Annotated in this window: 13 protein-coding genes; 4 read left to right on the top strand and 9 right to left on the bottom strand. The window is 63.6% G+C overall.

The genetic code is table 11. The annotated features are described in order from the left end of the window. Positions 1-155: 155 nt before the first annotated feature. From NKJ75_RS28805 to NKJ75_RS28765, 9 genes are all read right to left on the bottom strand, one after another. Positions 156-911 carry an FkbM family methyltransferase gene (locus tag NKJ75_RS28805; protein WP_023691006.1) on the bottom strand — a complete coding sequence of 252 codons (756 nt, stop codon included), beginning with the start codon at positions 909-911 and terminating at the stop codon, positions 156-158. Further along, positions 908-2,134 carry a hypothetical protein gene (locus NKJ75_RS28800; protein WP_352500483.1) on the bottom strand — a complete coding sequence of 409 codons (1,227 nt, stop codon included), beginning with the start codon at positions 2,132-2,134 and terminating at the stop codon, positions 908-910. The genes NKJ75_RS28805 and NKJ75_RS28800 overlap by 4 nt, the downstream gene beginning before the upstream one ends. Positions 2,135-2,167: 33 nt before the next feature. After that, positions 2,168-3,598 (bottom strand): aspartate aminotransferase family protein, encoded by a 1,431-nt coding sequence (locus NKJ75_RS28795; protein ID WP_352500495.1) that lies wholly within the window; start codon positions 3,596-3,598, stop codon positions 2,168-2,170. 67 nt (positions 3,599-3,665) lie between these two features. Next, positions 3,666-4,673, bottom strand: a complete 1,008-nt coding sequence (locus tag NKJ75_RS28790; protein WP_023688098.1) for an NAD-dependent epimerase/dehydratase family protein — start codon at positions 4,671-4,673, stop codon at positions 3,666-3,668. After that, on the bottom strand, positions 4,670-5,113 hold the full coding sequence (locus NKJ75_RS28785) for an EamA family transporter (RefSeq protein WP_352500482.1): 444 nt from the start codon (positions 5,111-5,113) through the stop codon (positions 4,670-4,672). The genes NKJ75_RS28790 and NKJ75_RS28785 overlap by 4 nt, the downstream gene beginning before the upstream one ends. Before the next feature lie 124 nt (positions 5,114-5,237). After that, positions 5,238-6,590 carry an FAD-binding oxidoreductase gene (locus NKJ75_RS28780; protein ID WP_023706098.1) on the bottom strand — a complete coding sequence of 451 codons (1,353 nt, stop codon included), beginning with the start codon at positions 6,588-6,590 and terminating at the stop codon, positions 5,238-5,240. A 3-nt stretch (positions 6,591-6,593) separates the two neighbouring features. Next, positions 6,594-8,027: a UbiA family prenyltransferase gene (locus NKJ75_RS28775; RefSeq protein WP_352500481.1), complete on the bottom strand. Its 1,434-nt coding sequence runs from the start codon at positions 8,025-8,027 to the stop codon at positions 6,594-6,596. A 206-nt stretch (positions 8,028-8,233) separates the two neighbouring features. Further along, positions 8,234-8,497: a hypothetical protein gene (locus NKJ75_RS28770; protein WP_023670370.1), complete on the bottom strand. Its 264-nt coding sequence runs from the start codon at positions 8,495-8,497 to the stop codon at positions 8,234-8,236. Between the two features lie 145 nt (positions 8,498-8,642). Then, positions 8,643-11,132: a mechanosensitive ion channel family protein gene (locus NKJ75_RS28765; protein ID WP_352500480.1), complete on the bottom strand. Its 2,490-nt coding sequence runs from the start codon at positions 11,130-11,132 to the stop codon at positions 8,643-8,645. A gap of 317 nt (positions 11,133-11,449) precedes the next feature. Between NKJ75_RS28765 and NKJ75_RS28760 the strand changes: the two genes are divergently transcribed. Genes NKJ75_RS28760 through NKJ75_RS28745 form a run of 4 tightly spaced genes read left to right on the top strand, consistent with a single transcriptional unit; the run spans position 11,450 to position 16,617 of the window. Then, positions 11,450-12,709, top strand: coding sequence for a sarcosine oxidase subunit beta family protein (locus NKJ75_RS28760; RefSeq protein ID WP_023670368.1), 1,260 nt, complete (start codon positions 11,450-11,452; stop codon positions 12,707-12,709). Positions 12,710-12,720: 11 nt separating this feature from the next. After that, positions 12,721-13,017 carry a sarcosine oxidase subunit delta gene (locus NKJ75_RS28755; protein ID WP_023670367.1) on the top strand — a complete coding sequence of 99 codons (297 nt, stop codon included), beginning with the start codon at positions 12,721-12,723 and terminating at the stop codon, positions 13,015-13,017. Next, entirely contained in the window at positions 13,014-16,007 is a 2,994-nt protein-coding gene (locus tag NKJ75_RS28750) for a sarcosine oxidase subunit alpha (RefSeq protein WP_023815505.1), read from the top strand. The genes NKJ75_RS28755 and NKJ75_RS28750 overlap by 4 nt, the downstream gene beginning before the upstream one ends. After that, the gene (locus NKJ75_RS28745) at positions 16,000-16,617 is read left to right on the top strand and encodes a sarcosine oxidase subunit gamma (protein ID WP_050594087.1); all 618 of its coding nucleotides are present in this window, start codon (positions 16,000-16,002) and stop codon (positions 16,615-16,617) included. Before NKJ75_RS28750 ends, NKJ75_RS28745 begins: the two co-directional genes overlap by 8 nt. Positions 16,618-16,658: the final 41 nt, after the last annotated feature.

The following is a 16,658-nucleotide window of genomic DNA, read 5'->3' as shown; positions in this document are numbered from 1 at the left end:
TGCCCGCGACTCCAAGGGGATAAAGCGGGCGCGTCCGCGCCCGTTCGAATGGCGCACAATATGCAGAGGACGTGGATGCAGCTACCGCCTGTTTGCGACACGTCGCGGATGCGACGCGACCCGGCGCGCCGGCGTGCCGCCAGTGGCGATCTATCTCAGGCGAAGGCCCAGATGTCCTCGGCCTGGAAGCCGACCTGATAGCCTGATGTCTTCAGCTTGACCACGACCTGGCCGATTTCGGCGGCCGGCAGCGCGCCGACCTCGACCTTGATCATGCCGGGGCGGTAGCGCTTGAGGTCGAGCTGTTCGAAGACGATCCAGTCGGCGCCCTCGCAATCGACCAGGAAGGCGTCGATATGCGTGATGCCGTTGCGGTCGAGCAGCGTCTGCAGCGTTTCCGACGTCACCTCGATATCCCTCACGTGCGGCGCGAACTTGTTGAAATTGGCGTCGTCCTCGCCCCAGGCATTCTTGCCCGACATCAGATTGGTGTCGGTGACCGACGAGCAGCCGATGAACTCGATCGGCAGCGTGCCGGCCTCGAGTGCCGCGGCATCGAAAGTGTGGACGGTGATCGTGCCCTTGGTCTTCGTCACCGCGACCGGTTCGATGACGAAGCGTTCCGTGTCGGGATAGTTGGCGCGCAACCGCTTCTGATTGTACGGGATCGGCTCGACCAGCACGGCCCGCGCCCGCGGAATGCGGTGCAGCCACGGCGTGACGTCGTCGAACAGCGCGCCGTCGCAAGCGCCGACATTGACCATCTGGAAGGCTTGCCCACCGCCAAACCGCGCCTTCAGCGCCGCCTTGGCCAGGAATTTCGTGCCACGCAACGCCGGCCCGCGATCGAGCAGGCCGGCGGGCAGGCCGAGCGAAAGGGCGATGCGCGCCAGCCCGGAAATGGAACTCATGGCTTACCTCCAGGTATGGCGATGGGCCGCCTTCCATTCAGGCTTGCCGACGCCCACAGCGCCATGATCGGGCCGACAAGCAAAAGGTAGGGCGGCAGAAGGTTCGGGAAGTAGATGCGGGTGTCGTGGATCGGAAAGACGGTGAATTTCGCCAGCACGCCGAGCACCAGTGCTGCAAGCACGATGCCGGCGCGGCGATCGAGCCGGAAGCCGGCGCGGCCGAGCGCAAACCACGCGGCCAGCGCCAGAACCGAGACCCCGACCCAGCTGTTGATGCTGATAGCGCGAATGAAGGATGCGGCAAACGCCTTGAGATAGGCGCCAACCGAGAACGGCGGCTCGAAGCCATCCATATTGTAGTGCTGCTCGATGCTGGAGAACCACAGATGCGGCCACCAGCCGGGATGCTGGGCCCAGTGCGAAATCGCGAAATAGGCGACGAAGGACGCGGCAAAGCCGGCCAGCGCGCCCCACGCCCGCTGCCGGAAGACCAGCAGCAGCACGGCGAAAATGGCCAGGAACACGATGTTGTCCGGCCGCGCCATGAAGGCCAGGAAAAGCAGGACAGCGGTCGCTGCCTCGCGGCCGCGCACATAGGCAAGCAGCCCGCCGAGGAACAGCGCCGAGCACAACAGATCCGGGGTCGAGGCGCGTGCGGCATCGCCGAAATCGGCCATGATCAGCACCGCGCCGACCACAGGCGCCAGCGCAAGCGCGCCTTCGGTTCGCAGCCACAGCAGCGTGATCATCCCGAACAGCAGCACCGAGACCACCTGCAGCACCCGCATCGCCTCGACCGGCGACATCACCGAACTCATCGTCGACAGCATCTCGGCATAGAGAAACTTGATCCGGTACATGCCAAGCAGCGAGTGAAAGTCGGCGGCATTTTGCGCCATATGGCTGCGGAAGCCGCCGCCATCGTCTGTCAGCGCCTTGTAGTCGGCGGCCGAAACGCCGGCCTGGACCGTCCTGTAGGCATAGTCATGCAGCGCCTGGGCATCTGGGTAAGCGCCCTCCTCGGCGATTGTGAGATAAGGCAGCATGTCCCAATTGGCATCGGGCATCGTCCAGGCGGTAAACGCCGTCAGCAGGATATAGAGCGAAAACGCGATCGCGCCGATTGGCGCGGCCCATCGCGCATAAGTCCCCTCGCCCCACGCCAGAGCGGCCGCGGTCAGCCGGTCGAGTGTGTTTTGCGGGGCGGGAGACTTGCTCAGCATTGTCGGACTCGGGACTTCGCTCAACGGACTTCTTTAACGGACCTGGCTTTTGACGAAATCCTTCACGATCCCCACGATGCCGCGCGACAGCAGGCTATCGAAGGCATCGACGAAATGGTCGACATGCTCGCGCTGGCAGATCAGCGGCGGCTCGAGACGGATGACGTTGCGGTTGTATTCGGTGAAGGCGACGAGCACGTCATAGTCGCGCAGCAACAGCGCGCCGACGAAGCCCGACAGCGAGCCCTTCAGCTTGTCGTCGAGGACGCTGACGATCGGACGCAGCACCATCGGCAAGGTCTGCGAGAAGTCGTGGAACTCGAGGCCGACCATAAAGCCTTTGCCGCGCACATCCTTGATGATCTTCGGGTACTTCTCCTTCAGCGCCTGCAGGCGCTGCAGCAGATAGTCGCCGGTAGTGGCGGCGTTGTCGATCAGCCCCTCATCATAGAGCACGTTGATGCCCTCGATCGCGGTGACGCAGGCCTCGCCCATGCCGCCAAAGGTGGCCATGGCATGGATCATCGCCGTCTTCGGCGTGCCATAGGCCTTCATATAGACCTCGCGCCGGGCGATCATCGCGCCGACCGCCGCCTTGCCGGCGCCGAGCGATTTCGCCAGCGCCGTCACATCGGGCACGACGCCATAATGCTCGAAGGCATAGAAGCGTCCCGAACGGCCATAGCCGCACTGCACTTCGTCCGCCACCCACAGCACGCCATACTGGTCGCAGAGCACGCGCAATTTCTGCCAGTATTTGGCCGGCGCCTGGATGATGCCGCCGCCGCCCTGGATTGTCTCAAGCACTATGACGCCGACCTCCGGGTCGGAGCGGAACAGCCGCTCGACCGCTTCGATATCGGCGAACGGAATGCGAACGGTGTTCTCAGCCATCTTGAAGTCCGCGCGGTAGAGCTGGCCATCGGTAATGCCGAGCACGCCCTTGGTCTTGCCGTGGAAGGAATTCTCGGCATAGACGACCTTCGGCCGCTTCGGCCCGGCGGCGCGCTCGGCGAGCTTCACCGCCGCTTCCATCGCTTCCGAACCCGACGAGCCCAGAAATACCATGTCGAGATCGCCGGGCGAGCATTTGGCGATGTTGTGCGCCAGCGCCGATGCATATTGCGACATGAAGGCGATGGCGATTTCCTGGCGCTTCTCCTCCTGGAATTTGCGCCTGGCCTCCAGGATGCGCGGATGGTTGTGGCCGAAGGCCAGCGAACCGAAGCCGCCGAAGAAGTCGAGAATCTTGCGGCCGTTCTGGTCGATGTAGAACATGCCTTCGGCACGCTCGATCTTGATCTTGTGGAAGCCGAGCAGCTTCATGAAATGCAGCTGGCCCGGATTGAGATGCGCCTTGAACAAGTCGGTCATGCGCGCAACATCCATCGCCTTCGCCTGCTCGACGCTGATCAGGTCGGGCTTGGCGATGGCGGTAGGCGACAACGCCGGCGCGCCGACCATGGTGCGCGCGTTCGTCTGCTCAGGCTTGGCCATGACGGTCATTTCGGAGTTCTCCTGGTCGTCCCACCTATTCGGCGGGGACATGATTTGCGGTGACGGCAAGCCCGTCTTTCTTGGCGCGGTATTCGCTGTAGGCGGCGATCAGCATGTCCTCGTCGCGATATTGCGGCACCCAGCCGAGCTGGCGCTCGGCCTTGGATACGTCGAGCACGCACTCCTCATCGGCGATCAGATATTGTTCGGGATCCATGATCGGCATGTTCATGAGATCGAGCAGGTCGAGGGTGCGCTTGACCGCCCAGCCCGGCGTCGGGATCAGCAGCGATTTCGAGCCGGCATGCTTGATCAGGTCGCCCAGCAATTTCTTCACCGGCGGCGGATTGAGGGAGCCCAGATTATAGGCCTGGTTGGGCACGCCTGCCTTCCAGGCCGCGCGGGCAGCTTCCGCGCAATCGAACACCGAGATGAACTGATAGGGGTTCTTGCCCGAGCCGATCATCGGCACAGGAAAATTCCAGTCGATCAGTTTGAACAGCTTTTCCAGGATCCCGAGCCGGCCGGGACCGATGATCAGACGCGGGCGAAACAGCGAGATCGACATGCCGCGCTTGCGCCATTGAGCGGCGAGCTCCTCGGTCTTCTGCTTCGACCAGCCATATTCGCCGAGCGGTGCGACCGGGTGCTCCTCGGTCATCGGCTGGGTGACCGTGTGGCCGTAGATCATGTCGGTGGTGTAGTGGACGAGCTTGGACGCGCCGGCCTTGTCCATCGCCTGCATGATGTGTTCGGTGCCGTGGAAATTCACCGGAAAGAAGAAGTCGTGACGCTTGGCCCGCACCTGGATCGGCGACAGCATTTTGGCCGACAGGTTGTAGACCATGTCGTCGGCCTTCAATCCGATGTTGGCCACCGAGGCCGTATCCGTGACATCGCAGGTGACGAAGCGAACGTTGCGATAGTGCGTCAGGTCGCTCTTGACGATGTCGGCAACGACAACCTCTTCCCCATCGGCCACAAGCTTCGGGGCAAGATGACGGCCGACGAAGCCGTCGCCGCCGAAAATAACATGTCTCATCGAACGATCTCGCTGGTCTTGTCGGGGATGATGGAAGCGGTTTGGTCGTCATGCCCGCTCCCGCCCAAGTCTCGACCGCTTTGCGCGATCAGCACGGTGCCGATGCAGATGAAGGCGATGCCGGCAATGCGCCAGGCATTGAGGTCCTCGCGGAAGATGAAATAGGCGAAGATCGCAACCGCGACATAGGCAAGGCTGAGGAACGGATACGCAAAGCTGAGCTCGACCTTGGACAGCACATAGAGATGCGAAGCCATCGAGATGACGAAGGTGCACAGGCCGAGAAACACCCATGGGCTGAAAACGACCTGCAACAGCCTCAACAGCGGATTGGTGCCTTCGAACGAAATCGGCCCGAGTGACATCATGCCTTGCTTCAGCATCAGCTGCGCGGCGGCATTGGTCATGACCGTGAACAGAATGAAGACGATGTATTTCATATTTTGCACCCGCCACTCGCAACGGTCGTATTACGAACCTGCAAACATTTCATGAAGTCACGACAATGCTTTGAGTAAACCACGGAAATTACGATCTATTCACCATGACTTATTCGGATTGTACCTATTCAGCTGCCTCGACACGCCCTGGCCGGACGTTGAGCTTTTTCGCCGTCCGCAGCCAGAAACTGGACACGAACGCCGGGTCGCGCAGCGCTTCAAGCCGCTGCCAATTCGGGAAGGAGGCCGCGAAAGTATCAGCGCCCATGCGCGCATCCTTGTACGGGTTGACCGCGCCGCCGGCCGCGACCGTGATGCCGTCGAGTTCGCTGAGCAGGGCCAGCGTCCTGTCGCCGCGATTGGGGAAATCCAGCGTCAACGTGAAGCCTGGCCGCGGAAAAGACAGCAGCCCCGGCGAGCGGATCGAGCCGAAGCGCTTCAACACGGTGAGGAAAGAGCCCTGCCCGGCCCGTCGCGCCGCCTCGAGCAGCGCCGGCACGGTCTGGCGCGCGACATTTTCCGGCACCAAGCTCTGGTGCTGGTAGAGACCTTTCGGGCCATACAGCCGATTCCAGTCGCCGACACCATCAAGCGGAAAGAAAAAGCCCTGGTAGCCGGTTTGGCTCGGCCCCGGCGAGCGCCCCTTCTTCCACCGATAGGCGGCGTTGAAGGCGGTGAGGAACGGCCGGTTGAGCACATTGAACGGCGGCTGGAACGGCACTGAAAAACGGGAGCCGGCGCGAGACGCCGCATGCGAGCCATACTCGGCATGATTGCCTGTCAACAACAGGCCGCGCCCGCGGCCATGGCCGCCGGCAAGCTGGTCGATCCAGGCGACGGCATATTCATTGGCCTGGTCGGCGGCCTCGGCCAGTTCGAAGAATTCGCCGAGATCGGCAAACCGCGTTACCTTCTCGGCGATATCGAGCGAATGCACCCGCATCAGCCGGATCGAGGCCGACAGGATCAGGCCGGTCAGCCCCATGCCGCCGATCGTCGCCGCAAACAGCCTTGCATTGTCGGTTGCCGAGCAGGTGTAGGTCCGCCCGTCCGAGCGCAGCAGCGTGAACGACTCGACATGGCAGCCAAAGGTGCCGCGCCGGTGATGGTTCTTGCCATGGACGTCATTGGCGATCGCGCCGCCAAGGGTGACGAACTGGGTGCCTGGGACGACAGTCGGAAAGAAACCGTAAGGTGCAGTGTGCGCAATGATATCGGAGAGGAACACGCCGGCCTCCGCCTCGAGCAGGCCGGTCTCGGCATTGAAGGCGCCGATGCGGTTCAGCGGCCGCATGTCCACGACCGCACCTGGCCCGTTCTGGCAGGAATCACCGTAGGAGCGGCCATTGCCATAGGCGAGCAGAGCGTTCTTTGTCGCCTTGCCGCTTCGCATCAGCGCGATGGCATCGTCGGCCGCGATGGCTCGCTTTGCGGCCGGCGTGGCGAGGCCAAAACTCCGGTACCGTTCGCCGGCCATGCCCTACCAGCCTCCCGCGACCAGAAGGGCGGCGCCGATCACCACGACGATCTGGCTTCGCCAGTCGCGAATGATGAAGATGACCGGATCATCATTCATCTCGTTGCGGCGCGCCAGGATCCAGACCCGCATGGTCAAATACAGCACGATCGGCGCCAGCGGCCAGACCAGCCTGGGATGCGGATAGAGTTCGCGCACGGAGACGCTGTCCATGTAGAGCGCCAGCACCAGCGCCGAGGAGAAGGCCGACGCCATGCCCGCCTGGGCGACGATCTCCTGATCTTCGATGCGGTAGCCGCGACCGGCAATGCGCTCGCCCACCGGAATGGCTGTGGTGCGCAGTTCGACATAGCGCTTCACCAGCGCCAGCGACAGGAAGAAGAAAATCGAGAAGGCGAGCAGCCAGAACGAGACTTCGACCCCGGTCGCCGCAGCACCTGCCAGCACACGCACTGTGTAGAGCCCCGCCAGCGTCAGTACGTCGGCCAGGAGCATGCGCTTGAACGACAGCGAATAGGCTGTGGTCACCACCAGATAGCCGGCGAGCACGCCCAGGAACTCGATCGGCAACAGAAGCCCGGCGGCGATGCCGATCGTCAGCAGAGCGGCCAACGCGCCGAGACCGAACGGTATCGACAGCGCGCCGCTGGCGAAAGGCCGGTTGCGTTTGGTCGGGTGCTTGCGGTCAAGCGCAAGGTCGAAGAAATCGTTGAGGATGTAGATGGCGGAAGCCACGGCGCTGAAGGAGACGAACGCCAGCAGGCATTGCCAGATCATGTTGATGTTGAAGTATTCATGCGACAGCACCATCGGCACCGCTATCAGCGAATTCTTCAGCCACTGATGCACCCGCAGCATCTTGACGAATGTCTTCAATGTCCTTTTCGGCGCCGGCATCCTTTCGGCGCTATGCGCGGCCTGCCAGCGCCTCGCATGGCGGTCGGGCGCCACGACGATGGCGTTGCGTGCGGCTCCGAAAACCTTGAGGTCGTGCCGGCTGTTGCCGGCATAGTCGAAACCGCCGTCGCCATAGGCGGCGATGAGCGCGTCGCGCTTGCGGCCCGAGGTCATGTTGTGGGGACCGTCGGTCGCCAGCACATAGTCGAAGACGCCCAGATGCGCGGCGATCGCCTCGGCGAACTTGCGTGGCGTACCGGTCGCCAGCACGATCTTGCGTCCGTCGCTATGGTCGGCGCGCAGCCGCTGCAGCAGCGCTTCGCGATAGGGCAGCGAGGCCGGATCGATGTCGATGCGGTCTGCGATCGCTTGTTTCAGCCGCGCCGGGCCGGCGGCCAGCCAGAACGGAACCAGGAAAACATAGAGCGGATTCTTCTTGAGCAGGATGAACAGGCCTTCCCAAAGAAGATCGGTCGCAATCAGCGTGCCGTCGAGGTCGACCGCAAGCGGGATTGCGTTCTTGTCCGACCGCGCATCCATGTCCGTTCTGCCCTATTCATAACCGGTTGCGCCGTGTTTCGGCGTCTTCGCACCGGTATAGCGGCGGAACGGCGTATTGAACGTTAAAACGCACGGTTGCAGCCGGTAGGCGCCACGATATTTCCCGCGTCATTGTTAAGCAATCGCTACCGCGAACAATAAAAGGCCGGGCATTGCCCGGCCTCTACTACATCTGCCTGCCGACGTTACTTGATGCGGGCAACGCCACCCGAGATTTCGACCGTTTCCGAGCCGGTCAGGGCCTCGAGGTCACCATTGGGCAAGGTGACGAAACAGCCGTTAGGGCAGAATTCCACGGTTTCGCCGGCCGCCAGCGCCAGCTCCGTCTTGCCGCCGCCTTCCGTCACAATCAGCGTACGGGTCTCAGCATCCTTGTTGACCGCGCTGGCGGCAAAGGCCGAGCCACTCGCTGCGGTAAGAGCGATGGCGACGACGAGCGACTTCCACATTTTGCAATATCGGTGTTTCCACACCGCCTCTGTTGCATTTCGCAAGGCATTCTCGCCTTTGCATGTGAGCTTATATGAGATGCAAGCTGAACCGCAACTGAATGCCGCATTCATGCCGCAATTGGTTTGGGAGGGGCTTGGGGCCCTAGCTAGGATCGGGTTTGCGGGCCTTGCGACCAGTCTTGGCCAGCCGCTTCGCCTCGGCGGCGGCTCTGGCCTTCGCCTGCTCCTTCTCGGCGAACTCGACCTCGATCTTGTCGTCGTCGATCGGCCATGCGTCGGTCTTCTTGACCTTGACCTCGGCGCGCGGCGTCGAGGGGATTTCTATGTGCTCGGCGTCAAAAGCATCGAGAACGGCAAAGCGGATATCGTTCTGAACGATGGCGCCGTTCAGCACATCGGCCAGGAACACGCGGATCTCGAACTCGAGTGCTGCCGGCCCGAAATTGGTGAACAGCACGAAGGGTTCCGGGTTCTTCAGCACCAGCGCATGGCCGCGCGCAATCTCAAGCAGGACCGCGTGTACCCGCTTGACGTCGCTGCCATAGGCGACCCCGACCTTGATCTCCACACGTCCGAGCTTGTTGCGGTGCGTCCAGTTGCCGACGGCGTTGTTGATGAGGTTCGAATTGGGCAGGATCACCGATTGCCGCTGGAAGGTCTCGATTTCGGTGGCGCGCACGCTGATCTTCTTGACCGTGCCTGATGTGTCGCCGGCGACGATCCAGTCGCCGACCTTGAACGGCCGCTCGGCGAGAAGGATCAGGCCCGACACGAAGTTGGACACGACATTCTGCAGGCCAAAGCCGATACCCAGCGAGAGTGCGCCGGCAACGAGCGCCAAATTGGAAAGATCGATGCCCGCCGCCGAGATGCCGACCAGGCCGGCGAGCGCGACGCCGGCATAGCCGACCGCCAGCCGGATCGAGTTGCGCACGCCGGTATCGACCTTGCCGCGCGCCATAACCGAGCCGTCGAGCCAGCCCTGGAACCAGCGGGTCAGGAAATAGCCGATGATGAAGACGACGATGCCGGTGAGGATGCCGGTGACCGAAATCGTCACCGAACCGACGGTGACGCCTGTCGCCAATTTATAGCCCCAGGCCTGGATATCGCCGGGCTGGAAGCCCCACATCAACAGGATCAGCGGCAGGAACACCAGCACGATCATCAGGTTGATGGCGACGCTGACGACGAGGCCGAGTTGGTCGAGCGCGGTGTCCTCATAGCTGGAATTGGTCTTCAGCCAGCGCCCGATGGACGTGCCGGCGAAACCACCCTCCTCGCCGATCTCGCGCGCCGACAGGAAGCCGATATAGGCGGTGAGCAGGATGGTGCCGGTGACCACGACCTGCAACGAGACGAAGATGGCAAGACCGATATAGCCGAACAGCGCCGCCGCAATCGTGAACAGGCCGAGCGCGACACAGGTGTAGCGCAGCCAGGCCGGCCAGGGGCGCCAGCGCCCGTCGGCGTCCTTGTAAGGCTTCAGCAGCGCCATAAGGATCAGGATGACGCCGACGATGACGGTGGCGACAAAACTCCTGGCCACCGTCAGCGACAGGGGCGAGCCCATCTTGTCGTTGACGATCGACAGGAAATTGTTGATGCCGATGACGACTGCCATGGCCGTCGTCAGCCGCACCAGCCAACGCGCCGGGCCGGTCTCGACCTGGATCAGGCGCCAGTTCGGCATGCTAGGCGACAGCGCCGCATTGGTCAGGCGGTTGACACAGAACACTATGGCGATGACGGCTGCCAGCGCGTTGAGGAACACGCCTATGTCGCCGCGCAGCACATTGTAATAATTGTACAGGAACACCGTCGAGGCGAGGAAGGCGCTGACCGCCAGCGTCGGCAGCAAGGTCGACCAGAACGCCACCGACAGGCGACTGAGATACGTCGGATCTTCAACCGACGCGTCGGGCTCGAAGATGCGCCCAAACAGGCGGCGCCCACCGACCAGAAGCACCACGGCCAACGCGAGCGCCATGAGGGTCGCCGCGAGCATCGCCTGGAACTTGAACTTGAAGGCAAAGCTCAGCCACGATGACACCGCCCTGTAGAAGTTGGCGTATTCGTCCCTGGCGTCGGAAAACACTTGCGGGCTCAGTGCATCGGACAGCACATAGCGCTTGGTCAGCCCGCTGCGAAACAGCTCGCTACGCATATTGCCGATCTTCTCGATCAGCGCATTGATGCGGATCGACAGGTTCTGCGCGCCGGCGATGACGGCGTTGATCTCCGCCTTTTCCGACGCCAGCGCCTGGCGCTCGCCGGTCACGATATCCGGTTCAGGCGGCTGTCCGGCAGCCGGGGGCGCACCAAGCTGCTCAAGCCTCGAATTGATCTCCCCCAGCCGGGACCGGAACGCCAGCGCGCTGTTCAGCGCAGCGCGCGACAGCTCTTCCAGCTGCAGGCGGATCTCGACAAGGGTGGTGTCGTCGAGGCCGTCCTCCTGGACTTTCTTCTCCAGAGCGTCGGTTTTCGTCGTCAAACCCTGCAGGATTTTCTGCTGGTCGGCGACCAGCCCGGCAGGCGCCTGGCCCAGCCCCTGCGCCATCGCGCCGAACGAATGCGGCGCCAAGGCAACGAGCGCGAGGACCAGGATCAGGCGAAAGAAGCGAAAAAGCATAATGGTGGCGACTCAAAGGGCGGCAAGGCCGCTTCTAAAGCGGTCCTTGATAGAGACGCTCATCCCGTGGGGCAAGTCGTGGCGAAGTCATCGCAGTTGGGCGCCTTGCGGGAGTCGGCCAGTCGAAAAGCCATGGCGCAATCTTGGCTTTGCGCCCGCCGCCTGCTCTATAGTCTGCCGCATCGCGCCGAGCCGGAAGGTTTCAGGTCTGTCCGACCTGAAACCTTCCGGCTCTAGAAATCAAAGATATAGAGCATGATGTCGTTCGAAAACCGCTTCACACTTTTCGGCATCATGCTCTAGGGATGACATGAAGAATGGCGGAATATTCAGCCCTTTCGCTTCTCACGAACGCGCTCAAGGGAAACAAGGACTGGAAGCCGGCCTGGCGCAAGCCCGACCCCAAGGCTTCCTATGACGTCATCATCATCGGTGGCGGCGGCCACGGCCTGTCGACGGCGTACTATCTGGCCAAGGAGCACGGCATCACCAATGTCGCGGTGCTGGAAAAGGGCTGGCTGGGTTCCGGCAATGTCGGCCGTAACACCACGGCGGTGCGCTCCAACTACCTTTTGCCGTCCAACACCCGCTTCTACGAACATTCGATGAAGATGTGGGAGAACCTTTCGCACGACCTCAACTACAACGTCATGTTCTCGCAGCGCGGCTGCCTGAATCTGGCTCACACGCCGGGCCAGTTCGACGACTTGGCAAGGCGCGGCAACGCCATGCGCCATCTCGGCGTCGATGCCGAGCTGATGAGCACCGCCGAGATCGCGCGCCTGGTCCCGGCGCTGGACATGTCGGCCTCCGCGCGCTTTCCCATCGTCGGCGGCCTGATGCAGCCGCGCGCCGGCACCGCCCGTCACGATGCGGTTGCCTGGGGCTATGCCCGCGGCGCCGACCGACGCGGCGTCGACATCGTCGAGAATTGCGAGGTCACCGGCTTCCTGCGCGACGGCGACCGCATCACCGGCGTGCAAACGACGCGCGGAGAGATCCGCGGCAAGAAAGTTGCCGTGGCCGTTGCCGGCAGCACCGGACGGGTGATGCAGCTTGCCGGCATCGACAGGATGCCGATCGAGAGCCATGTGCTGCAGGCCTTCGTCACCGAATCGCTGAAACCTTTCGTCGACACGGTGCTGACCTTCGGCATGGGTCATTTCTACATGTCGCAGTCCGACAAGGGCGGCCTCGTCTACGGCGGTGACATCGACGGCTACAACAGCTACGCTCAGCGCGGCAACCTGCCCATCGTCGATGAGGTGATGAGCGAGATGCTGGCGCTGTTTCCCGGCCTTGCGCGTGTACGCATGCTGCGCTCATGGGGCGGCGTCTGCGACATGTCGATGGACGGTTCGCCGATCATCACCACCGGCCCGCTGCCGGGCATGTATCTCAATTGCGGCTGGTGCTATGGCGGCTTCAAGGCGACGCCGGCCTCGGGCTGGTGCTTCGCATACACCATCGCCAAGGACGAACCGCACGCGTTCAACGCGCCGTTCACGCTCGACCGTTTTTATCGCGGCCTAGTGATTGACGACAAGGGCCAGGGCGCAACGCCCCGGCTGCATTAGGGTTCAAACAAATGCTTATCACTTGTCCCTATTGCGGCCCGCGCGACGTCATCGAGTTCACCTATCAGGGCGACGGCAACCGCGAGCGCCCGCAGCCCAACTCGCAGGACCTCGACGCCTGGAACGCCTATGTCTACGATCGGCTGAACCCGGCCGGCGACCACAATGAGATCTGGCAGCATTCGGGCGGCTGCCGCACCCATCTGAGGATGGTGCGCAACACGGTCACGCATGAGATTTCCAGCACCGGTTTCGCCCGCGGCGACCACAATGCCGCCGCCCGGCACAAAGCCGGAGGCAAGTCGTGAGCCCGCGCCGCACCGAGACCGGCGGCCGCGTCGACCGGCTGCGCACCATCCGCTTCACCTTCGACGGCACGCCCTACACCGGCCATGCCGGCGACACGCTGGCCTCGGCGCTGCTTGCTAACGGCGTCACGCTTTTCGGCCGCTCATTCAAATACCACCGCCCGCGCGGCCTGCTCTCGGCCGGCGTCGAGGAACCGAACGCGCTGGTGACGGTGCTGCGCGGCGAAGTGCGCGAGCCCAACATCGCCGCAACCATGGTCGAGATCTATGACGGGCTGGTGGCCGTCAGCCAGAACCGCTTTCCCTCGCTCGCCTGGGACATCAACGCCGTCAACCAGCTCGGCGGCAAGATCCTGGCCGCCGGCTTCTACTACAAGACCTTCATGGGCCCTGTCTTCGGCCCCCTGAAAGGCACCCGCTTCTGGATGTTCTGCGAGCATTTCATCCGCCGCGCCGCCGGCCTGGGCCGCGCCGGTATTGCCGCCGACACCTCGCGCTACGAGCGCATGAACGCGTTTTGCGACGTGCTGGTGGTCGGCTCCGGCCCGGCCGGCCTGTCAGCCGCCAAGGCCGCTGCCGACCAGGGCGCGCGCGTCATCCTGGCCGAACTCGAGCCGCGTTTCGGCGGCTCGGCCAACTGGTCCGGCGAGGCCATCGACGGCGCGCCGGCCGCCGACTGGGCGGCGCGCGCCGTCAGCCAGCTCGAAGGCCATGACACGGTCCGCCTGCTGCCGCGCACCACGGTGTGGGGCTATTACGACGGCAACACGCTAGCCGCGCTCGAGCGCGTCACCGACCACAAGGAAACGCCCGGCAAGGGCGAGCCGCGCCATCGCTACTGGGCGATCCGCGCCAAGACGGTGGTGCTGGCCACCGGCTCTTTCGAGCGGCCGCTTGTGTTCCCCGGCAATGACCGGCCGGGCGTCATGCTGGCGCATGCCGCCGAGCGCTATGCTAACGATTATGGCGTGCTGCCCGGCGACAGGATCGCGCTGTTCACCAACAATGACAGCGCCTATCGCTCGGCGCTGGCGCTGAGGAAGGCCGGGGCGGCTATTGTCGCCATCGTCGATGTGCGCCCCGAGCTTTCGGCCGAAATGCGCAGCCTCGCCACCGAGGCCGAAGCCGAAATCCTCTCCGGCCATGCCGTGGTCGCCACCGAAGGCGGCAAGGCGCTCTCCGGCCTCAAGGTGCAGCGCTTCGACATGACCTCGGGCGCGCTCAGCGGTGACGCCCGCAGCATCCACGCCGATTGCCTGCTGATGTCGGGTGGCTGGTCGCCGACCATCCATCTCGCCAGCCAGGCCGGTGCCAGAGCCGAATGGAACCCTGCCCGCCAGGCCTTCCTGCCGCCGAAACCGACTCGGCAATGGATTGGCGCCGGCGCTTTCAACGGCAGCTTTTCGACCGTCGAAGCCATCACTGAGGGCCGTGCAGCCGGCCTGTCCGCCGCGGGCGGAGCGGCTGCGCCGGCAGCTTTGCCGGATGTCGAAGCAGCCCCGGGAAACCCCGATCCGGCGCCGGTGTTCGAGATCAAAGCCAAGGGAAAAAGCTTCGTCGACTTCCAGCATGACGTGACTGCTGAAGACGTGCGGCTGGCGCATCGCGAAGGTTTTGTCTCCGTCGAGCATCTGAAGCGCTACACCACGCTCGGCATGGCGACCGACCAGGGCAAGAACTCCAACGTTCCGGGCCTCGCCATCATGGCCGAGGCGTTGGGCAAACCGATCCCCGAAGTCGGAACGACGCGCTTCCGCCCGCCCTATTCCGCGGTGTCGATCGGCTCGCTTGCCGCCGAACGCTTCGGCGATCTGAAACCCGAGCGCCTGACGCCCATGCATGACTGGCACCTCGCCAATGGCGCAACGATGTATTCCGCTGGCCTCTGGTATCGACCAATGATCTACGGCCTTGCCGGCGAGACGGTCGAGCAGGCCTATGTCCGTGAAGCCAGGGCGACGCGCGAAAGCGCCGGCATCGTCGACGTCTCGACGCTGGGCAAGATCGCCGTTCAGGGGCCGGATGCGGGCGAATTCCTCGACCGGGTCTACACCAACATGTTTTCCACCCTCCCCGTCGGCAAGGCCCGCTACGGCCTGATGCTGCGCGAGGACGGGCTGGCCTTCGACGACGGCACCACATGGCGGCTCGGCGAACAGGATTTCCTGATGACGACCACCACGGCCAACGCCGGCAAGGTGATGCAGCATCTGGAATATTTCCTCGACGTCATCTGGCCGGAGCTCAAAGTGCACGTCACCTCGGTAACCGACGAATGGGCGGGCGCGGCCATCGGCGGGCCGAAGGCGCGGGCCATCCTCGCCGCCTGTGTCACCGGCACCGCGGTCGACAACACAGCCCTGCCGTTCATGGGCATCGTGCGCGGCGAGATATCAGGCGTGCCGGTGATGATTTGCCGGCTGTCCTTCTCCGGAGAAATGGCCTTCGAGGTCTATTGCGGCGCCGGCTACGGCACCCATGTCTGGGAAGCCCTTATCGAAGCCGGCAAGCCGTTCGGCCTGGTCACCTACGGGCTGGAGGCGTTGGGCACGATGCGCATCGAAAAGGGCCATGTCACCGGCGCGGAGATCGACGGGCGCACTACGGCGCGCGACCTGCATCTCGACTGGATGCTGTCGAAGAAGAAGCCGTTCATCGGCTCGGCGATGATGGACCGCGAAGGCCTGATCGCGCCCGAGCGGCTGCAGCTGGTCGGCCTAGTCTCGCTCGACAATCGGCCGTTCAATGGCGGAGCCCACCTCGTCGAGGAACTGGACGAAGCCAATCCGCACGACTCCATCGGCCATATCACCGCCTGCTGCTACTCGCCGGCGCTGGGCAAGCACATCGCGCTGGCTTTGGTCGAGGGCGGCAAGGCGCGCCATGGCACCCGGGCATTCGTCTCCGATCCGCTGCGCAAGCGGTTCGGGCCGGTCGAGATCGTCTCCAACCATTTCTACGACCCGGACGGGAGCCGCATGCATGGCTGAGCGCCAATCACCCGAACGCCAATCACCCGAGCGCCTCTCGCCGCTCGAGCCGGTGTCCCATCCGGGTTCGCACGGCAATTTCGAGCATGGCGTTGAAGTCATCCTGACCGAGACCCGGCCGGGCTCGATCCTGCAGCTGGCCGCGTGGCCGGGCGCGGAAAAGCAACTGATCGACGTGATCGGCAAGGTCACCGGCCTCGATTTGCCCGATGGCGCCGGCGGCGGTCTCGCCAAGGACGGCAAGGCCGTGTTCGGTTTCGCGCCTGGAAAATTCACAGTCGTCGACGAGGCCGAGGGCCTGGCGGCGAGTTTTGCCGGGGACGTAACCCCGGCAATCGGCACGATCACCGACCTGTCGCATGGCCGCACCGCTATCCGCATCGCCGGCCCTAAGGCCGAATGGGTGCTGGCGAAATTCTTCGCCATCGACTTCGCCCTGCCCGCCTTCCCCACAGGCTCCGGCCGTTCGACCACCCATCACGACGTCTTTGCGCAGATCCAGCGCACCGGCGCCGACCAGTTCGACATCTATGTCTTCCGCTCCTTCGCCCGATCGTTCTGGAAGGCGCTCTGCCATGCCAGCGAGGAGGTCGGCTACGAGGTTCAGTAGGGCCAAAAGCCGTTCTGGCCTCAAAGCCAGCCGGTTCTGCC

The organism is Mesorhizobium sp. M0058 (genome assembly GCF_040323095.1).
GTDB lineage: Bacteria > Pseudomonadota > Alphaproteobacteria > Rhizobiales > Rhizobiaceae > Mesorhizobium.
This window is presented reverse-complemented; position numbering and strand designations above follow the sequence as displayed.

Coding starts and splice junctions, on each gene's coding strand:
- NKJ75_RS28770 (WP_023670370.1), bottom strand. CDS start 8,497: ATGTGGAAGTCGCTCGTCGTCGCCATCGCTCTTACCGCAGCGAGTGGC.
- NKJ75_RS28745 (WP_050594087.1), top strand. CDS start 16,000: ATGGCTGAGCGCCAATCACCCGAACGCCAATCACCCGAGCGCCTCTCG.
- NKJ75_RS28785 (WP_352500482.1), bottom strand. CDS start 5,113: ATGAAATACATCGTCTTCATTCTGTTCACGGTCATGACCAATGCCGCC.
- NKJ75_RS28780 (WP_023706098.1), bottom strand. CDS start 6,590: ATGGCCGGCGAACGGTACCGGAGTTTTGGCCTCGCCACGCCGGCCGCA.
- NKJ75_RS28760 (WP_023670368.1), top strand. CDS start 11,450: ATGGCGGAATATTCAGCCCTTTCGCTTCTCACGAACGCGCTCAAGGGA.
- NKJ75_RS28790 (WP_023688098.1), bottom strand. CDS start 4,673: ATGAGACATGTTATTTTCGGCGGCGACGGCTTCGTCGGCCGTCATCTT.
- NKJ75_RS28795 (WP_352500495.1), bottom strand. CDS start 3,598: ATGGTCGGCGCGCCGGCGTTGTCGCCTACCGCCATCGCCAAGCCCGAC.
- NKJ75_RS28765 (WP_352500480.1), bottom strand. CDS start 11,132: ATGCTTTTTCGCTTCTTTCGCCTGATCCTGGTCCTCGCGCTCGTTGCC.
- NKJ75_RS28775 (WP_352500481.1), bottom strand. CDS start 8,027: ATGGATGCGCGGTCGGACAAGAACGCAATCCCGCTTGCGGTCGACCTC.
- NKJ75_RS28800 (WP_352500483.1), bottom strand. CDS start 2,134: ATGCTGAGCAAGTCTCCCGCCCCGCAAAACACACTCGACCGGCTGACC.
- NKJ75_RS28755 (WP_023670367.1), top strand. CDS start 12,721: ATGCTTATCACTTGTCCCTATTGCGGCCCGCGCGACGTCATCGAGTTC.
- NKJ75_RS28805 (WP_023691006.1), bottom strand. CDS start 911: ATGAGTTCCATTTCCGGGCTGGCGCGCATCGCCCTTTCGCTCGGCCTG.